Here is a 14,618-nt window from a genome sequence, read left to right on the forward strand (position 1 = left end):
GGCCTGGCCGCGGCGTTCGCGGATCAGGTTGCCGTAGGCGTCGTAGTCGTAATGCCGGTCGGCGTGGCGCAGCAGGCGGTTGCCCTTGAGGTGCCAGGGGCCGGGGCGGTCGTGGATCAGCAGGTTGCCGGCCGGGTCGTGGCTGAAGTTTTCCGGGTCTTGATCGCGGGCGTGGCGAACGCCGGTCAGGCGGTCGAGCGGGTCGTACTGGTAGTGGCGCTCGCCGTGACGGGTGTCGTTGACTTGTGCGAGGTTGCCGTTGGCGCTGTAGGCATAATCGCGGCGGTACAGCGGACGCTCGGCTTGCCGGACGGCGTAGGCGTGCAAACGGCCCTGCTCGTCGTAGGCAAAGTCGCTGTGCAGCAGGCCTTGTTGGCGCTGGCGTTCCCTTCCGAACTCAAATTGATGACTGCTCAGCCGCGAACCGTTGAGGTCAATGGCCGTCAACGCCCCGCCTTGCGCGCGGTGATATTCAAGACGACTGTTGTCCGGCAGCCGCAAGTGCTGGAGCTGGCCGCAGGCGTCATAGCCGTACCGCAACGTGCCCCAGCCCTGGTGCTCGGTGATCAGCCGGTCATGGGCGTCGTATTCGAACTCTAGCGGGTGATCCTGTCCGTCGTCGACGCTGACCAGTCGCCCCAGCCCGTCGTAGCGGTAGTCGACCTTGCAGCCGTCGGGCAGGGTCTTGACCAACAGGCGTCCGGCCGCATCACGCAGGTAAGCGGTGATGCGCTGCGAGCCGTCATCACCGAACTCGGTTTTTTCCAGCAACTGGCCGTTGAGGTCGTAGGCGTACGCCGTGCGCCGGCCGTCGAACCCCACCTCTTGGCGGATCAAGCCGGTGGGCGTGTAGTCCAGCCGATAGCGCTCGCCGACTTCGTTTTCAATCTCGGTGAGCAACAGTTGAGCGTGGTCGTAGCGGTACTTCAGCTCGCTGCCGTCGGGGTTGATCCGCCGGCTGACCAGGTGCAGATCGTCGGCGTACTCAAAACGCGTGACCCGCCCCAGTTCATCGGTTTCGGCGGTGACCTGGCCGTAGGCGTTGTAGCTGAAACGGCGACGGCCCCCCGTCGGAAAGGTCGTCTGCAGCAGTCGGCCAAGCGCATCCCACTCATAACCCGTGACCGCGCCGTGTTCGTCCTGAACCGTCGTCCGTCGCCCCAACGCATCGTAGGAAAACTGCCGCCGTCCGCCGTCGGGCAAGGTTTCCGCGAGCAGTTGGCCGTGGCTATTCCACTCGAACAGATGGCGGCTGTGATCCGGATAACGAATCGCCAGCAGCCGACCTTGGGCGTCGTACTCGTGATAGGTGCTCTGGCCATCCGGGTCGATCAGCCAGGTGACGTCGCCCTGGGCATTGCGCCGATACGTCCACTTGGCCTGACCGCGATAGCGGGCGTGCAGGAAACCGTTGCGGTACTCGTAGGACGTTGGCTCGCCTTCCGGCGGAATCAGCGCGATCAGCCGTCCGAGCTCGTCGTAGCGGTATTCGGTGACGGCGCCGAGGGCGTCCTGCTCGGCGAGCAAGCGGCCCTGATCGTCATAGGTTTTGCGCTGCTCGCCGCCGTCGGCCGCTATCCGGCACACCAATCGCGCGCGGTCGTCGTGGACGTAGGTTTCCTCGCTGCCGTCGGCATGCTTGAGCACCACACCGCCGTCGTCGTCCCAGGTGTAGCGCGTGTCCATCTGCGCAAACGACGCCCAATGCCGCAGGCAGCGCACCGCTTTACCCGACCGTTCCCACTCCCAGTAAAAACTCGCGCCACCGGCCAGTTGCCGCTGCAGGATGACGTGCTGTTCGTCGTAGTCGTAGCGCTCGCTTTCATCCGCCGCATTACTCGCTTCGATCAGCCGCCAGCGGGCGTCGTAGCGGTAGCTGACCAGCGTCTGCTCGGTGCGCCAGCCCTCGTCGGTCGGGTGAAAACGCTGATAGTCGACAGCGATCAGGTGCTGACGGTCGTAGCGCAACAACAAGCAGCGACCGGCGCCGTTATCGAGCCGTTGAATGCGTCCGGACACGTCGCGCTGTACGCCCAGACGATTGCCGTAGGCATCGCTGATCGCGCTGAGGCCGCCATCACGAAAGTGATAAAACCGCGCCGACTCACCCGCCAGCGCGACGATCAGTTCGTCCGGCTCATCCCCCAGATAAATCGCCGCCCGCGACAAACTGTTGTGGATCGCCGGCCGCGCCACGCTCGGCAACGGAAACGGCGTGCGCCGGTTTTCCGCGTCGATCCACACCACGGATTCGCCATCGATTTCCAGGCGCTGGGCCAGTGAATGGCTCCAGCCAAAGCCGAGGCCGCTGTCGAGTTCAACGGCGCTGGTGCGATACAGGCGGGTGAATTCGAATGGCAGCACACCATCCAGAACACCATCGGTCAGGGTCAGCAGTTCTTCGCCGGTGACCAGCGACACCGGGCAGCCGTGGGTGGCGGTGCGCTCGGCGGAATCGGCGCTGTCGCCGTTGGGGTTTTTTGCCTGGGCCGGGGCGTCATCGAAAGGCTCGTGTTTTTTCAGCGAGGTGTTGTTACGGCCCTTCCAGCGCAACTCCATCCGGCCTTTCTTCAGGCCTGCCGCGACACCCCGTGCGGCCACTTTTTTGTAGCGATCGACATGCCCCATGAAGGTATTGATGATCGCGACCATCGCCTTCACAAAACCCATGACGGCCTGACACAGCTGCGCGCCGTACTTCATCAGGCGCACACTCAGCCATGCGATACCGATGCCCACCATGCTCAGCACGATGCCGATCAGCAGGTCGATGACCACGCCGACCACAACCCTGGAAATGGCCTCCGCCGAGGAGCCTGCGATGTAGGTTGGCGGCAACGCCTCGAGCCACAACGTCGCGGTACGCAACAACAGGCACAACGCCGCTTCATCGCTGGCCAGCAACATGGCCTTTTCGATCAGGTCGGGGGCGCTGTCGGCCAGCGCCGCCAACTCGCCTGCGCTGGCGCCGAGTTTGTCGGCGTAAGCCCGGGGATTTTTCAGAATGTCGCTCAGCTCGCCGAGGCCATCCCAGACAGCCTCGATTGCCGCCCAGCTCCCGGCCAACATGCCATTGCCCACGGCTGCCAATGACGCCGAGGCCGACTGTTGCGACCACTGCGGCTTGAACCTTTGCCACTCGCTGCGCAGCCAGTGCTCCAGCGTCTGCGTCAGCCCGTCGTAGGATTGAAAAAGCTCATCAACCTGCTGCGGCGTGACCTCGCTCTGCACTCGCACGCGGTAGAACTTGCCGGCCTCGCCCTTGAACTGGCCTCGGCCGTTTTCATCCAGCGTGAGCGTCTTCGTTTCACCGCCATCAACGGCGATCACATCGACCTGAATGTTCCCCAGCGGAATGTCATGGACCGACTCGAACTTGCTCTCGATGTGCAGAATCCCGCCCTGCGGACACTGCGCAACCGACGAAAAAAAGTCGTCATCAGCGCTGCTGACTACGGTGCTGGTGTTACCCAGCTTGATCACCCGCTCCATGCCCATCAGCGAAGGCATGTCGGTGGCGTGGCTGACCTTGTCGGCGGTCTCGGCAAACCAGCGTGCCAGCTGCTGGCGATAGAGCGTCAGGGTGTCCGGGAAGCTGTCGAGCTCGTGCTCAATGCGGGCGATGTGATCCATCAGCCCACCGAAACATCAGGAGCCACATAAAAAACCGGGTCGAACATAAGCAATCCTTCGCGCAGGAAATTGGGCGCGATGGACTTTGCGTGGGTTAAGCGGGGAAAGAAGTCAGGGAAGGATGAGGTTGCTGTAGGGCGATTCGCTAAAACGAAAACGCGGCGTAGGGATCAGCCCCTACGTCGCCTGCGGGATCTTCAGGTATATCCCACCACACGTTGTTCATACAGCTGCCGCAACAACGCCAAACCGTTATCGAAAAACTCCGCTGAGCCGGTCATCCCCGCCTCCACCGCCACCCCCTGCAGCTGCGCTCGCCCGGTCAGCCCGGGAATCTCCTCGATACGCTGCAACAACCGAAACGCCAACGGGCTCAAGCCGGAAAATTTCACACTGAAATCCAGGTCACGACGCACCAGTAACAACGTCGGCTGATCCGGGGCCACGTCGGGCTGAAAATCCCGCCCCAGCAATTGCACCGGCCAGGCATAGGCCAACGGCCACGCCAAGGGTGAAACCTGCAACGGACGATCCAGCAACGACGCGCTATCGCCAGGGGGCAACGGCTCGGCCTCGGACTGTTGCAGGGCCATTTCCACCCACTCGTAGTGCGCCAGTTCGACCATGAACGGCGGCCACGATCCATCGACCAGCCCCGCAGGTTCAGACGCAAGAAACTCGACGAACTCCTCGGCGATTTCACCGAATTTTGGCGTGTGGGCGCGGTAGTCGCGCAGGAAGATTCGCACCAGTGCCCGCCACTGTTGGTCGCCGAGAATGCTCACCAGCACCGGAAAAGTCCCACTGATCAACGACGACAGGTTGGCGAACACCAGGTCGCGGTAAACCTGCGCCCGCGCCGGGTCCATCTCGGGCGGCGGCGCGCAGTGGTCGGGATCGCGCAGGTACAGGCCCATGCTGTTTTGCTGTTCGTGCAACGAGCGCTTAGCCACGGTTCACCCCCTCGTTCTGCAACCGGCGGATGGTGTCCAGTTCGGCAACCAGTTCGGAAAACGCCGGAAAATTGAAATCCCGCTCCAGCAGGGTCGGTTGCGCGCCGAAACGGGCGTAGGCCTCACTCAGCAACGACCACACCGCCGGTTTGACCGATGCACCGTGGGTGTCGATCTTCAAGGTATCGGACTCATCGAAATGCCCGGCGATGTGCATCGCCACCACGCGGTTCGAATCGATGCCAGCGAGGAACGTCTGCGGGTCAAAACCATGGTTGATCGAATTGACGTAGACGTTGTTGACGTCCAGCAACAGGTCGCAATCGGCCTCGCGCAGTACCGCGTTGGTGAACGTTACTTCGTCCATGTCCTGCTGTGGCGCGGCGTAGTAGGAGACGTTTTCCACCGCCAGGCGTCGACCGAGGATGTCCTGAGCCTGGCGGATGCGCGCGGCGACGTGATGCACCGCCTCTTCGGTGAAGGGCAACGGCAACAGGTCGTAGAGATGACCGTCATCGCTGCAGTAACTCAGGTGCTCGCTGTACAGCGGCACGTTGTAGTGATCGAGGAAACCCCGCACCTCTTGCAGAAATCCGACGTCCAGCGGCGACGGCCCGCCCAGGGACAGCGACAGGCCGTGACAGGACAACGGATAACGCTCGGCAAGGGTTCGCAACGCCGCGCCGTGGGCGCCGCCAATGCCGATCCAGTTCTCGGGCGCGACTTCGAGAAAGTCGAAATGGCCGGTCGGGGCGGCCAGCAGGTCCTTCATTAAACCGCGACGCAAGCCTAGCCCGGCGCTGGCCTTGGCGTATGTGGTGGGGGTTTTCATGATGTCGGTCTCAAAGGTTGTCAGTGCGTCATCACAGTTAATCGAAGTGGTGTATCGGGACTGTGTTGCGCACTGACGGAAAACGGCACAGCGTGTATCGCCAGCGGGTCTGTACACGTTCGAATACAAACCCGCCGGGCAGGGTTACGCCAGGTCGTACTTTTCGCGCACCAGATGGCCTATGCCGATGCGATCCAGCACGTCCATCGGGCACAGGAACGTCACACGCACGGTGCCCGGCAGGCGACTGATGTCGATGGAACCGGTGATAGTGGCGCGGTTGAGCACTTCGTCGTACGGCAGACCGGTGACGGAAGCGGCGCGTTGCAGGCCGTTCTCTACCGCCAGGTTGAGGTTTTCGCCGCTGCCGAGGAAGGTGATCGGGCCGCTCTGCTCGATCTCATGCTGCCCCCACCGCTCGCCCAGCTCGCGGACTTTGGCCCGTTGTTCGGCATTCATCGGGCGCGCCATCGGTGGCAGGTCATCGAGGTTTTGCAGGAGGATCGGCCCTTCCAGTGTCAGGTTTTTCACCACCTGCACCACCACTTCGGTTTCCCCGGAGCAATCGGTGGCGTGCCCGGCGATTTCGCCGTTGCCCTGCTGGGCGTGCATGTCGCCCATGTACACCCCGGCACCCGGTACTTTCACCGGGCAGATCAATACGCAGCCTTCGCGGATCGAATTGGTGTCCATGTGGCCGTCGGTCTTGGCCGCGTGCAGTTCTTCGCGGGACATGCCGAAACGGTGTGGTGCGTTGATCAGGTATTGGCCGAAATCAGCGCAGTTGTGCGAATCGGGAAGGTCACGGGACGGCAAAGTGCCGATGTTGCCGAGGAACGGCCGCATGTGCGCCGCGACGCCGGGAATATCGGCACGGGCCAGGGAAAGGATCGAGTGCTGCGCGGCGAACGCCGGCAGGGCCGACATTTGCGAGGCGTTGCCGGCCAGTTGATTGGCGATGTCCTGGTTGACCGTCAGGCTGACCTGGTGCTGCGCATCGAACACGATCACATAGCCGTGACTGAAGCGAAACGCGCTGACTTCGGCATTGCAGTTGTTGCAGCGAATGGCGTCTTCGCCAATGCCTTCGACATGGCTGGCCGGATGCTCGGTGCCGCATTTGGAACAAAATTTGGCGACGAACGGATCGCCGTTGTAGCGCCCTTCAACGAACTTCATCACGCCGGAGGACGTTGCCAGTGACGTCACGCGCATGCTTTTGATCTTGATCGCCACGGCATCGCCGATTTCCGCGCCGACGATGGCTACCGGTTGCGTCACTTCATGGCCACCTTCAAACGCTGGCGTGATCATCGGCCCCCAACAGCCCGGCGGTGTACCGGTTATCAGGGTACCGCCGTCGGCCAGTGGCCCAAGCATCGGCTGACTCGGGCCGATGATGCCGTTGGTGTAGTGATCGACCCGCAGGCGATTGACCGGCGTAGCGTTGAGAGTGGATTCAGGCGCAAGTGTTGTCATTGTGGTCCCCTACAGGGTCAGGAGCGAACGGCCGCCTGATGCGACGACCTGGAAGTGGCGTTGACGCGCGTTTGCAGGCGTCTGCGGTCTTCACAGTTCAGCGCAGGTTTGTATCTGGTCTGTGTTCGGCGGTGGCCATGAATTGCGGGGGACTGTATCGAGAGGCCGGTTAGATACAGTGGGATACAGGCGCAGGTCCTGCTTACCAAAAACCTGTGGGAGCTGGCTTGCCAGCGATAGCGGTATGTCAGACAAAAAATGTGCTGGATCTGCCGACCTTATCGCGGGCAAGCCCGCTCCCACAGGGTTGCGTGTCGAACTAAACTTAATCCACACAGGGCATCCCGATGTCCTGTCCATTCCCACGACCACCGCCCAGAGGCGTATGCCCAGGCAAACGAAGCCTCTGGACCGTGATCCTTTCTGAAGGAGCACACGTGATGGACGAGGCCAGACTCAACGACTTCATGGGCAAACTGGTGAATGACATGGGCGGCGCGGCGATGCTCGCCAACGTCATCCTCGGCGAAGAACTCGGCCTGTACCGGGCCATGGCCGACAGCCAGCCGATCAGCCCTGAAACACTCGCCGGCAAAACCGGCTGCAACCCCCGCCTGGTGCGCGAATGGCTCAGCGCCCACGCCGCTTCCGGCTACATGGAACACCGCGACGGCCAGTTCCGCCTGCCTGAAGAACAAGCCCTGGCATTGGCCATCGAAGACTCACCGGTGTACATCGCCGGCGGTATCGGGGTGGTTGCTTCGTTCTTCCACGACAAGGACAAACTGGTCAACGCCATGCGCGGCGACGGCGCCCTGCCCTGGGGCGATCACCATCCGTGCATGTTCAGTGGCACCGAACGGTTCTTCCGCCCCGGCTACAAAGCTCACCTGATCGCCGAGTGGCTGCCGGCCCTCAGCGGCGTAGTGGCCAAACTGGAGGAAGGCGCCAAGGTCGCGGACATCGGCTGCGGCCATGGCGCGTCGACGGTGATCATGGCTCAGGCGTTTCCCAATTCGCAGTTCGTCGGTTTCGATTACCACGCGCCCTCCGTCACCGTGGCCACCCAACGCGCTGAAGAAGGTGGCGTGTCCAGCCGTGCGCGGTTTTTCCAGGGCACGGCGAAAGGCTACCCCGGCGATGACTACGACCTGATCTGCTACTTCGACTGCCTGCACGACATGGGCGACCCGGTAGGCGCGGCGAAACACGCATACGCGTCATTGAAAGCGGATGGCTCGGTGCTGCTGGTGGAACCGTTCGCCAATGACGCGCTCGATGACAACATCACCCCGGTCGGCCGGTTGTTCTACGCCGCCTCGACCTTTATCTGCACACCCAATTCGCTGTCCCAGGAAGTGGGCCTCGGTCTCGGTGCGCAAGCGGGTGAGGCGCGGTTGCGCAAGGTATTCACCGAGGCGGGGTTCAGCACCTTCCGGCGGGCGACCGAAACCCCATTCAACCTGATACTCGAAGCACGCAAGTAAGCACCAAACCCGCAGGAGCCGGCTTGCTGGCGATGGCGTCCGCAAGATCGCCATCGCCAGCAGGCCGGCTCCTACAGGGGCTAGCGGCAAAATGCTAATCTGCTTGCACTCGTTGCCCATGCGGAGTGCCGAACATGCTCGACAGCCTTATCCACGAACAACTCGACCGGCTCCAGCACCTGATGGCCGACAAGCCGTTCGTCGTCCTGACCGGCGCCGGCATCAGCACTCCGTCGGGCATTCCGGACTATCGCGACAACCAGGGTGTGCGACGTGGCCGGCAACCGATGATGTATCAGGAATTTCTCTCCACCCCGGAGTCCCGTCGACGTTATTGGGCTCGGGCGATGCTCGGCTGGCCGCGGGTGCGTCAGGCGCAGCCGAACGTGGCCCACGAGACACTGGCCTGTTTGCAGAACACCCGGCAGATCAGCGAGCTGATCACCCAGAACGTCGACACCCTGCACGATCAGGCCGGCAGCCACGACGTCATTGAACTGCACGGCAGCCTGCACCGGGTGCTGTGCCTGGACTGCGGAAAGCGCAGCGAACGGGATTCGATCCAGCGTCTGATGGAATGCCAAAATCCATACCTCGCGGGCGTGGACGCGGTGCAGGCGCCGGACGGTGACACCCTGCTCGACCCGGCGTTCGAGGCTCGCTTTCAAGTGCCGCATTGCCCGCATTGCGCCGGCGAGCGGATGAAGCCGGATGTGGTGTTCTTTGGCGAGAACGTCGCCCAGGAAACAGCCGCCAAAGCAATGGCATCGGTAAAAAAAGCAGCGGGTTTGTTGGTGGTTGGCTCTTCGCTGATGGCGTACTCGGCCTTCCGCCTGTGTCGGGCGGTAGTGGATCAGGGCAAACCGCTGCTGGCGATCAACCTGGGCAAGACGCGGGCGGATGACATTCTGGATATGAAGATCGAGATGTCCTGCGAGCAGCTTTTGCCCCTGTTGGCCCAACGCCTCTGCTCCTGATTAACCACCCTGCAGGATTGGGGTCATCCGCAAGGTTGTCGCGGGCTCCAAACGTGGACCCAGGCTTTCTTCCTTGAGAATATCGAACAGCGCCTGCGCCGCCGCCGACAGTTCCCCCCCAGGATTGGTCAGCACGCCCAGCGCCCGCTCCACCACCGGATCACCCAACGTGATGCAATGCGCACCCAACTCGCGCATCTGTCCGGCACACAACGCCGGCACCGCGCTCACGCCCAACCCGCTGGCGACCATCCGCCCGACCGTCGCCAGTTGATGGCTCTCGAACTCCACCGGCAGCTTCATGCCCCGTGCCTGCAAGTGTTCCTCCAGCATCACCCGCACCGTCGATGGGCGTTGCAAGGTGATGAACGGCTCCTTGAGCAACGTCTGCCAGTCGATTTCATCCCGCTCCACCAGCGGCGAATCATGGGGCACCACCGCGACAAAACGGTCGATGTACAACGGCGTGAATTGCAGCGACGAACTCTGGGTCGGCTCGAATGCCACGCCCAATTCCACCTGGCGGTCCCGGACCATTTCCAGCACTTGCTCATTGATCACATCGTTGACCGTGACGTTGACTTTCGGATACCGGGCGCGGAATGTCTTGAGGATCGGCGGCAGCAGGTTGCCGGCAAACGATGGCATGGCGGCCAGGGTCACGCGACCGCGCTGAAGGGTAAACCGTTGGCGCAATTCGTCCTCGGCATTGTCCCAATCGGCAATCAAGCGGCGCGCCAGCGGCACCAGGGACTCACCCTCGGCAGTCAACGCCACGTTACGTGTGTTGCGCGTGAACAGCCGACCGCCCAGCCCCTCCTCCAACGCCTTGATCGTCAGGCTCAAGGCCGATTGCGAAAGGTGCAGGCGCTCGCAGGCCACGGCGAAACTCAGGCTCTGGGCCACGGCCAGGAAGGCGCGGATCTGCTTGACTGTCATAATCGTTGCCTCCAAAGCGGTGCATTATTGAGATTTATCTATCAATCAACATCAAAAATCAACTTAACAAATTAATCTCACAGCGCGACACTCAACCCCATTCGGCTAGCCAGCCGCCCACAAAGAATAAAAGAGGTGCATATGGCAGGTTTCGACAAGCGTGTGAGTTCCTACGAGGAAGCTCTGGCAGGTCTTGAAGACGGCATGACCGTGATCGCTGGCGGCTTCGGCCTGTGCGGGATTCCGGAAAACCTGATCGCCGAGATCAAGCGCAAGGGGACTCGCGACCTCACCGTGGTTTCCAACAACTGCGGCGTCGACGGTTTCGGCCTTGGCGTGCTGCTGACCGACCGCCAGATCAGCAAAGTCGTCGCCTCCTACGTCGGCGAAAACAAGTTGTTCGAAGAGCAACTGCTCAAGGGCGAAATCGAAGTCATCCTGACCCCGCAAGGCACCCTCGCCGAAAAAATGCGCGCAGGCGGCGCCGGCATCCCGGCTTTCTTCACCGCCACCGGCGTCGGCACCCCGGTGGCCGAAGGCAAGGAAGTACGCGAATTCAATGGCCGCAAGTACCTGATGGAAGAGTCCATCACCGGTGACTTTGCCATTGTCAAAGGCTGGAAAGCCGACCATTTCGGTAACGTGATCTATCGCCACACCGCCCAGAACTTCAACCCGCTGGCGGCCACCGCCGGCAAGATCACCGTGGTCGAAGTCGAAGAAATCGTCGAACCCGGCGAGCTGGACCCGTCGCAGATCCACACCCCTGGCATCTACGTCGACCGGGTCATTTGCGGCACGTTCGAGAAGCGCATCGAACAGCGCACCGTGCGTAAGTGATCCCCTGCCCCCGGACCGAATGAAGGAATAACAACAATGGCACTTTCCCGCGAACAAATGGCTCAACGCGTCGCCCGCGAAATGCAGGACGGCTTTTACGTGAACCTGGGCATCGGCATTCCGACCCTGGTCGCCAACTACATCCCCGAAGGCATGGAAGTCATGCTGCAGTCGGAAAACGGCCTGCTGGGCATGGGTCCGTTCCCGACAGAAGAAACCATCGATGCCGACATGATCAACGCCGGCAAACAAACCGTGACCGCCCGTATCGGCGCTTCGATCTTCTCCTCGGCCGAATCCTTCGCGATGATCCGCGGTGGCCATGTCGACCTGACCGTGTTGGGCGCATTTGAAGTCGACGTCGAAGGCAACATCGCCTCGTGGATGATCCCGGGCAAACTGGTCAAGGGCATGGGCGGCGCGATGGATCTGGTGGCCGGCGCCGACAACATCATTGTCATCATGACCCATGCGTCCAAGGACGGTGAGTCCAAGCTCTTGTCCAAGTGCAGCCTGCCGCTGACCGGTGCCGGTTGCATCAAGCGTGTGCTGACCGATCTGGCTTACCTGGAAATCGAAAACGGCGCGTTCATTCTGAAAGAGCGCGCACCGGGTGTCAGCGTCGAAGAGATCGTCGCCAAGACTGCCGGTAAACTGATCGTGCCGGACCACGTGCCGGAAATGCAGTTCGCTGCCCAGTGAGGAATCATTCCATGCAAGAAGTCGTCATTGTTGCCGCCACGCGCACCGCGATCGGCAGTTTCCAGGGTTCGCTGGCCAATGTGTCCGCCGTCGACCTGGGCGCGGCCGTTATCCGCCAGCTACTGGCACAAACCGGGCTCGACCCTGCGCAGGTCGATGAAGTGATCATGGGCCAGGTGTTGACCGCCGGCGCCGGGCAGAACCCTGCGCGCCAGGCCTCGATCAAGGCCGGCCTGCCCTTCGCCGTACCGGCCATGACCCTTAACAAGGTCTGCGGCTCGGGGCTGAAAGCCCTGCATCTGGGCGCCCAGGCGATTCGCTGCGGCGACGCCGAGGTGATCATTGCCGGCGGCCAGGAAAACATGAGCCTGTCCAACTACGTCATGCCCGGTGCGCGCACCGGTCTGCGCATGGGTCACGCGCAAATCGTCGACACCATGATCAGCGACGGCCTGTGGGATGCGTTCAACGATTACCACATGGGCATCACCGCCGAGAATCTGGCCGAGAAATACAGCCTGAGCCGTGAGCAGCAGGACGCCTTCGCCGCCGCCTCGCAGCACAAAGCCGTGGCCGCCATCGAAGCCGGGCGCTTCGTCGATGAAATCACCCCGATCCTGATCCCGCAGCGCAAGGGCGATCCGCTGTCCTTCGCCACCGACGAGCAACCACGGGCTGGCACCACTGCCGAATCCCTGGGCAAACTCAAAGCCGCCTTCAAGAAGGACGGTTCGGTGACCGCCGGCAACGCCTCTTCGCTGAATGACGGCGCGGCGGCCGTGATCCTGATGAGTGCGCAGAAAGCCAAGGCCCTGGGCCTGCCGGTACTGGCGAAAATCGCCGCTTACGCCAACGCAGGCGTCGACCCGGCAATCATGGGCATCGGCCCGGTGTCGGCCACTCGCCGTTGCCTGGACAAGGCCGGTTGGTCCATCGATCAACTGGACCTGATCGAAGCCAACGAAGCCTTCGCCGCGCAATCGCTGGCCGTGGCCAAGGACCTGGAATGGGACTTGAACAAGGTCAACGTCAACGGCGGCGCCATCGCCCTCGGCCACCCGATCGGTGCCTCGGGTTGCCGCGTGCTGGTCACCCTGCTGCATGAAATGCTCAAGCGTGACGCCAAGAAAGGCCTCGCCACCCTGTGCATCGGTGGTGGCCAGGGCGTGGCCTTGGCGCTCGAACGAGCTTAAAGCGTTCAACAGGCTGCGCGGGGACCCACGAAGAACCGCTGCAGTCTGGTAACACCCCCCGGTTCCGTGGCGAGATGGCATCTTTGTAGGAGCCGGCTTGCTGGCGATAGCGGCATGTCAGTCGACATCATTGTTGACAGATGCACCGCGATCCCCAGCAAGCCGGCTCCTACAGGGTTGTCCCCGCGCTTCAGACCGGGTTCTTTTTGCCGGGTCCGCGCGCTTGCGATGAGGCCAGAACATTCACCCCAGAAACTGCAGAATCAACCAGCTATTCGCCCCACTGATCAGCACAAACAACCCCCACGCCAACACCCGCGTTGTCTGCCTGTTCACCAACGGTCCCATCAACTGGCGGTCATTGGTCATGCGAATCAGCGGATACAACGCAAACGGCAGCTGCAAACTCAACACCACCTGACTCAACACCAGCAACTTGCCGATCGCATCGTCGCCCATCAGCCAGACGCCGATGAATGCCGGGATCAGCGCCAGTCCGCGGGTAATCAAACGTCGTTGCCAGCACGGCAGGCGCAGGTTCAGGAAACCCTCCATGATCACCTGGCCGGCGATGGTGCCGGTGAAGGTCGAACTCTGCCCTGAAGCCAACAGTGCGACGCCGAACAGCACACTGGCCAACGCCCCGCCCACCAAGGGATCGAGCAAGTGATAGGCGTCCTGGATGTCCACCACATCGCTATGCCCTGTCTGGTGAAAGGCCGCCGCCGCGAGGATCAGAATCGCCGCGTTGACCATCAGCGCCAATGCCAGCGAGCCGATGGTGTCGATGCGTGCCAGCTTCACCGCATCCTGCTTGCTGGCCAGGTCCTTGCCGATCAACCGGGTCTGCACAATCGAGGTGTGCAGGTACAGGTTGTGCGGCATCACCGTGGCCCCAAGGATGCCGATGGCCAGGTACAACGGCGCGGCATCACTGATGGCCGACAACGATGGCTTGAAGCCTTGGGCGACCTCTGGCCAGTACGGTTTGATCAACAGCAACTCGACAAAAAAACAGGCGCCGATGGTTGCCACCAGCACCAGCATGATCGCTTCAAGTCGACGGAAACCGCGGTTTTGCAAGGCCAGCACCAGCAAGGTGTCGAAGGCCGTGAGGGCGATACCGAAGGTCAGCGAACAGCCCAGCAATAAATGGAACGCCAGGGCACAACCGAGCACCTCGGCAAGGTCGGTGGCGATGATCGAGATTTCCGCCAATACCCATTGGGTGCGTGCGGTCCGTTTGCTGTAGCGCTCGCGGCACAATTGCGCCAGGTCACGCCCGGTGGCAATGCCCAGTCGCGAGCACAGGCATTGCACCACCATCCCCGCCAGGCTCGCCAACAGCACCACGAACAACAGGCTGTAGCCAAACCGTGATCCGGCCTCGATGGCGGTGGCCCAGTTGCCCGGGTCCATGTAACCGATGGACACCAGCAAGCCGGGACCGGCAAAGCGTAGAACCCGCTTGAAGAATGACGCGCCGGGGTCCACGGCGACGGAACCCGCCACTTCCGGCGGGCAAAACGGCGCTGTGCCGATTTTGGGCAAACTGAATTTCACACGATGATCCATCAACAGGT

The 14,618-nt window shown here is 62.1% G+C and carries 11 protein-coding genes; 5 read left to right on the plus strand and 6 right to left on the minus strand.

Annotation, left to right across the window (positions count from 1 at the left end; all coding sequences use genetic code 11):
• The 4 genes from M5G20_RS21000 to M5G20_RS21015 all read right to left on the minus strand — a co-directional run.
• Positions 1 to 3,633, minus strand: a 3,633-nt coding sequence (locus tag M5G20_RS21000; RefSeq protein WP_273920654.1) for a DUF6531 domain-containing protein, incomplete at its 3' end; no start/stop codon positions are given.
• Positions 3,634 to 3,830: 197 nt separating this feature from the next.
• On the minus strand, positions 3,831 to 4,586 hold the full coding sequence (locus M5G20_RS21005) for an HvfC family RiPP maturation protein (RefSeq protein ID WP_273920655.1): 756 nt from the start codon (positions 4,584 to 4,586) through the stop codon (positions 3,831 to 3,833).
• The gene (locus M5G20_RS21010) at positions 4,579 to 5,418 is read right to left on the minus strand and encodes an HvfB family MNIO-type RiPP peptide maturase (RefSeq protein WP_273920656.1); all 840 of its coding nucleotides are present in this window, start codon (positions 5,416 to 5,418) and stop codon (positions 4,579 to 4,581) included. Before M5G20_RS21010 ends, M5G20_RS21005 begins: the two co-directional genes overlap by 8 nt.
• Before the next feature lie 144 nt (positions 5,419 to 5,562).
• Positions 5,563 to 6,897 (minus strand): acetamidase/formamidase family protein, encoded by a 1,335-nt coding sequence (locus M5G20_RS21015; RefSeq protein WP_273920657.1) that lies wholly within the window; start codon positions 6,895 to 6,897, stop codon positions 5,563 to 5,565.
• Between the two features lie 440 nt (positions 6,898 to 7,337).
• On the opposite strand from M5G20_RS21015, the gene M5G20_RS21020 reads away from it, so the two are divergent.
• Together M5G20_RS21020 and M5G20_RS21025 are read left to right on the plus strand one after the other, a co-directional pair.
• A complete protein-coding gene (locus tag M5G20_RS21020; RefSeq protein WP_273920658.1) occupies positions 7,338 to 8,384 on the plus strand; it encodes a class I SAM-dependent methyltransferase in 1,047 nt (348 codons plus the stop codon).
• A 134-nt stretch (positions 8,385 to 8,518) separates the two neighbouring features.
• Positions 8,519 to 9,361, plus strand: a complete 843-nt coding sequence (locus M5G20_RS21025) for an NAD-dependent protein deacetylase (RefSeq protein ID WP_273920659.1) — start codon at positions 8,519 to 8,521, stop codon at positions 9,359 to 9,361.
• Here the strand turns inward: M5G20_RS21025 and M5G20_RS21030 are convergent, their stop codons facing one another.
• On the minus strand, positions 9,362 to 10,300 hold the full coding sequence (locus tag M5G20_RS21030; RefSeq protein ID WP_273920660.1) for a LysR family transcriptional regulator: 939 nt from the start codon (positions 10,298 to 10,300) through the stop codon (positions 9,362 to 9,364). It abuts the gene before it with no gap.
• 141 nt (positions 10,301 to 10,441) lie between these two features.
• Here M5G20_RS21030 and M5G20_RS21035 point away from each other — a divergent pair, with 141 nt between their 5' ends.
• The 3 genes from M5G20_RS21035 to M5G20_RS21045 are packed head-to-tail and all read left to right on the plus strand — an operon-like array spanning position 10,442 to position 13,035.
• Positions 10,442 to 11,140 (plus strand): CoA transferase subunit A, encoded by a 699-nt coding sequence (locus tag M5G20_RS21035; RefSeq protein WP_075949246.1) that lies wholly within the window; start codon positions 10,442 to 10,444, stop codon positions 11,138 to 11,140.
• 36 nt (positions 11,141 to 11,176) lie between these two features.
• Complete coding sequence (locus tag M5G20_RS21040; RefSeq protein ID WP_054051104.1) at positions 11,177 to 11,842, plus strand: CoA transferase subunit B; 666 nt, start codon at positions 11,177 to 11,179, stop codon at positions 11,840 to 11,842.
• An 11-nt stretch (positions 11,843 to 11,853) separates the two neighbouring features.
• On the plus strand, positions 11,854 to 13,035 hold the full coding sequence (locus M5G20_RS21045; protein WP_273920662.1) for an acetyl-CoA C-acetyltransferase: 1,182 nt from the start codon (positions 11,854 to 11,856) through the stop codon (positions 13,033 to 13,035).
• 243 nt (positions 13,036 to 13,278) lie between these two features.
• Here the strand turns inward: M5G20_RS21045 and M5G20_RS21050 are convergent, their stop codons facing one another.
• Complete coding sequence (locus M5G20_RS21050; protein ID WP_273920663.1) at positions 13,279 to 14,598, minus strand: Nramp family divalent metal transporter; 1,320 nt, start codon at positions 14,596 to 14,598, stop codon at positions 13,279 to 13,281.
• Positions 14,599 to 14,618 lie beyond the last annotated feature (20 nt).

Source organism: Pseudomonas sp. TNT2022 ID1044, assembly GCF_028656895.1.
GTDB lineage: Bacteria > Pseudomonadota > Gammaproteobacteria > Pseudomonadales > Pseudomonadaceae > Aquipseudomonas > Aquipseudomonas reinekei.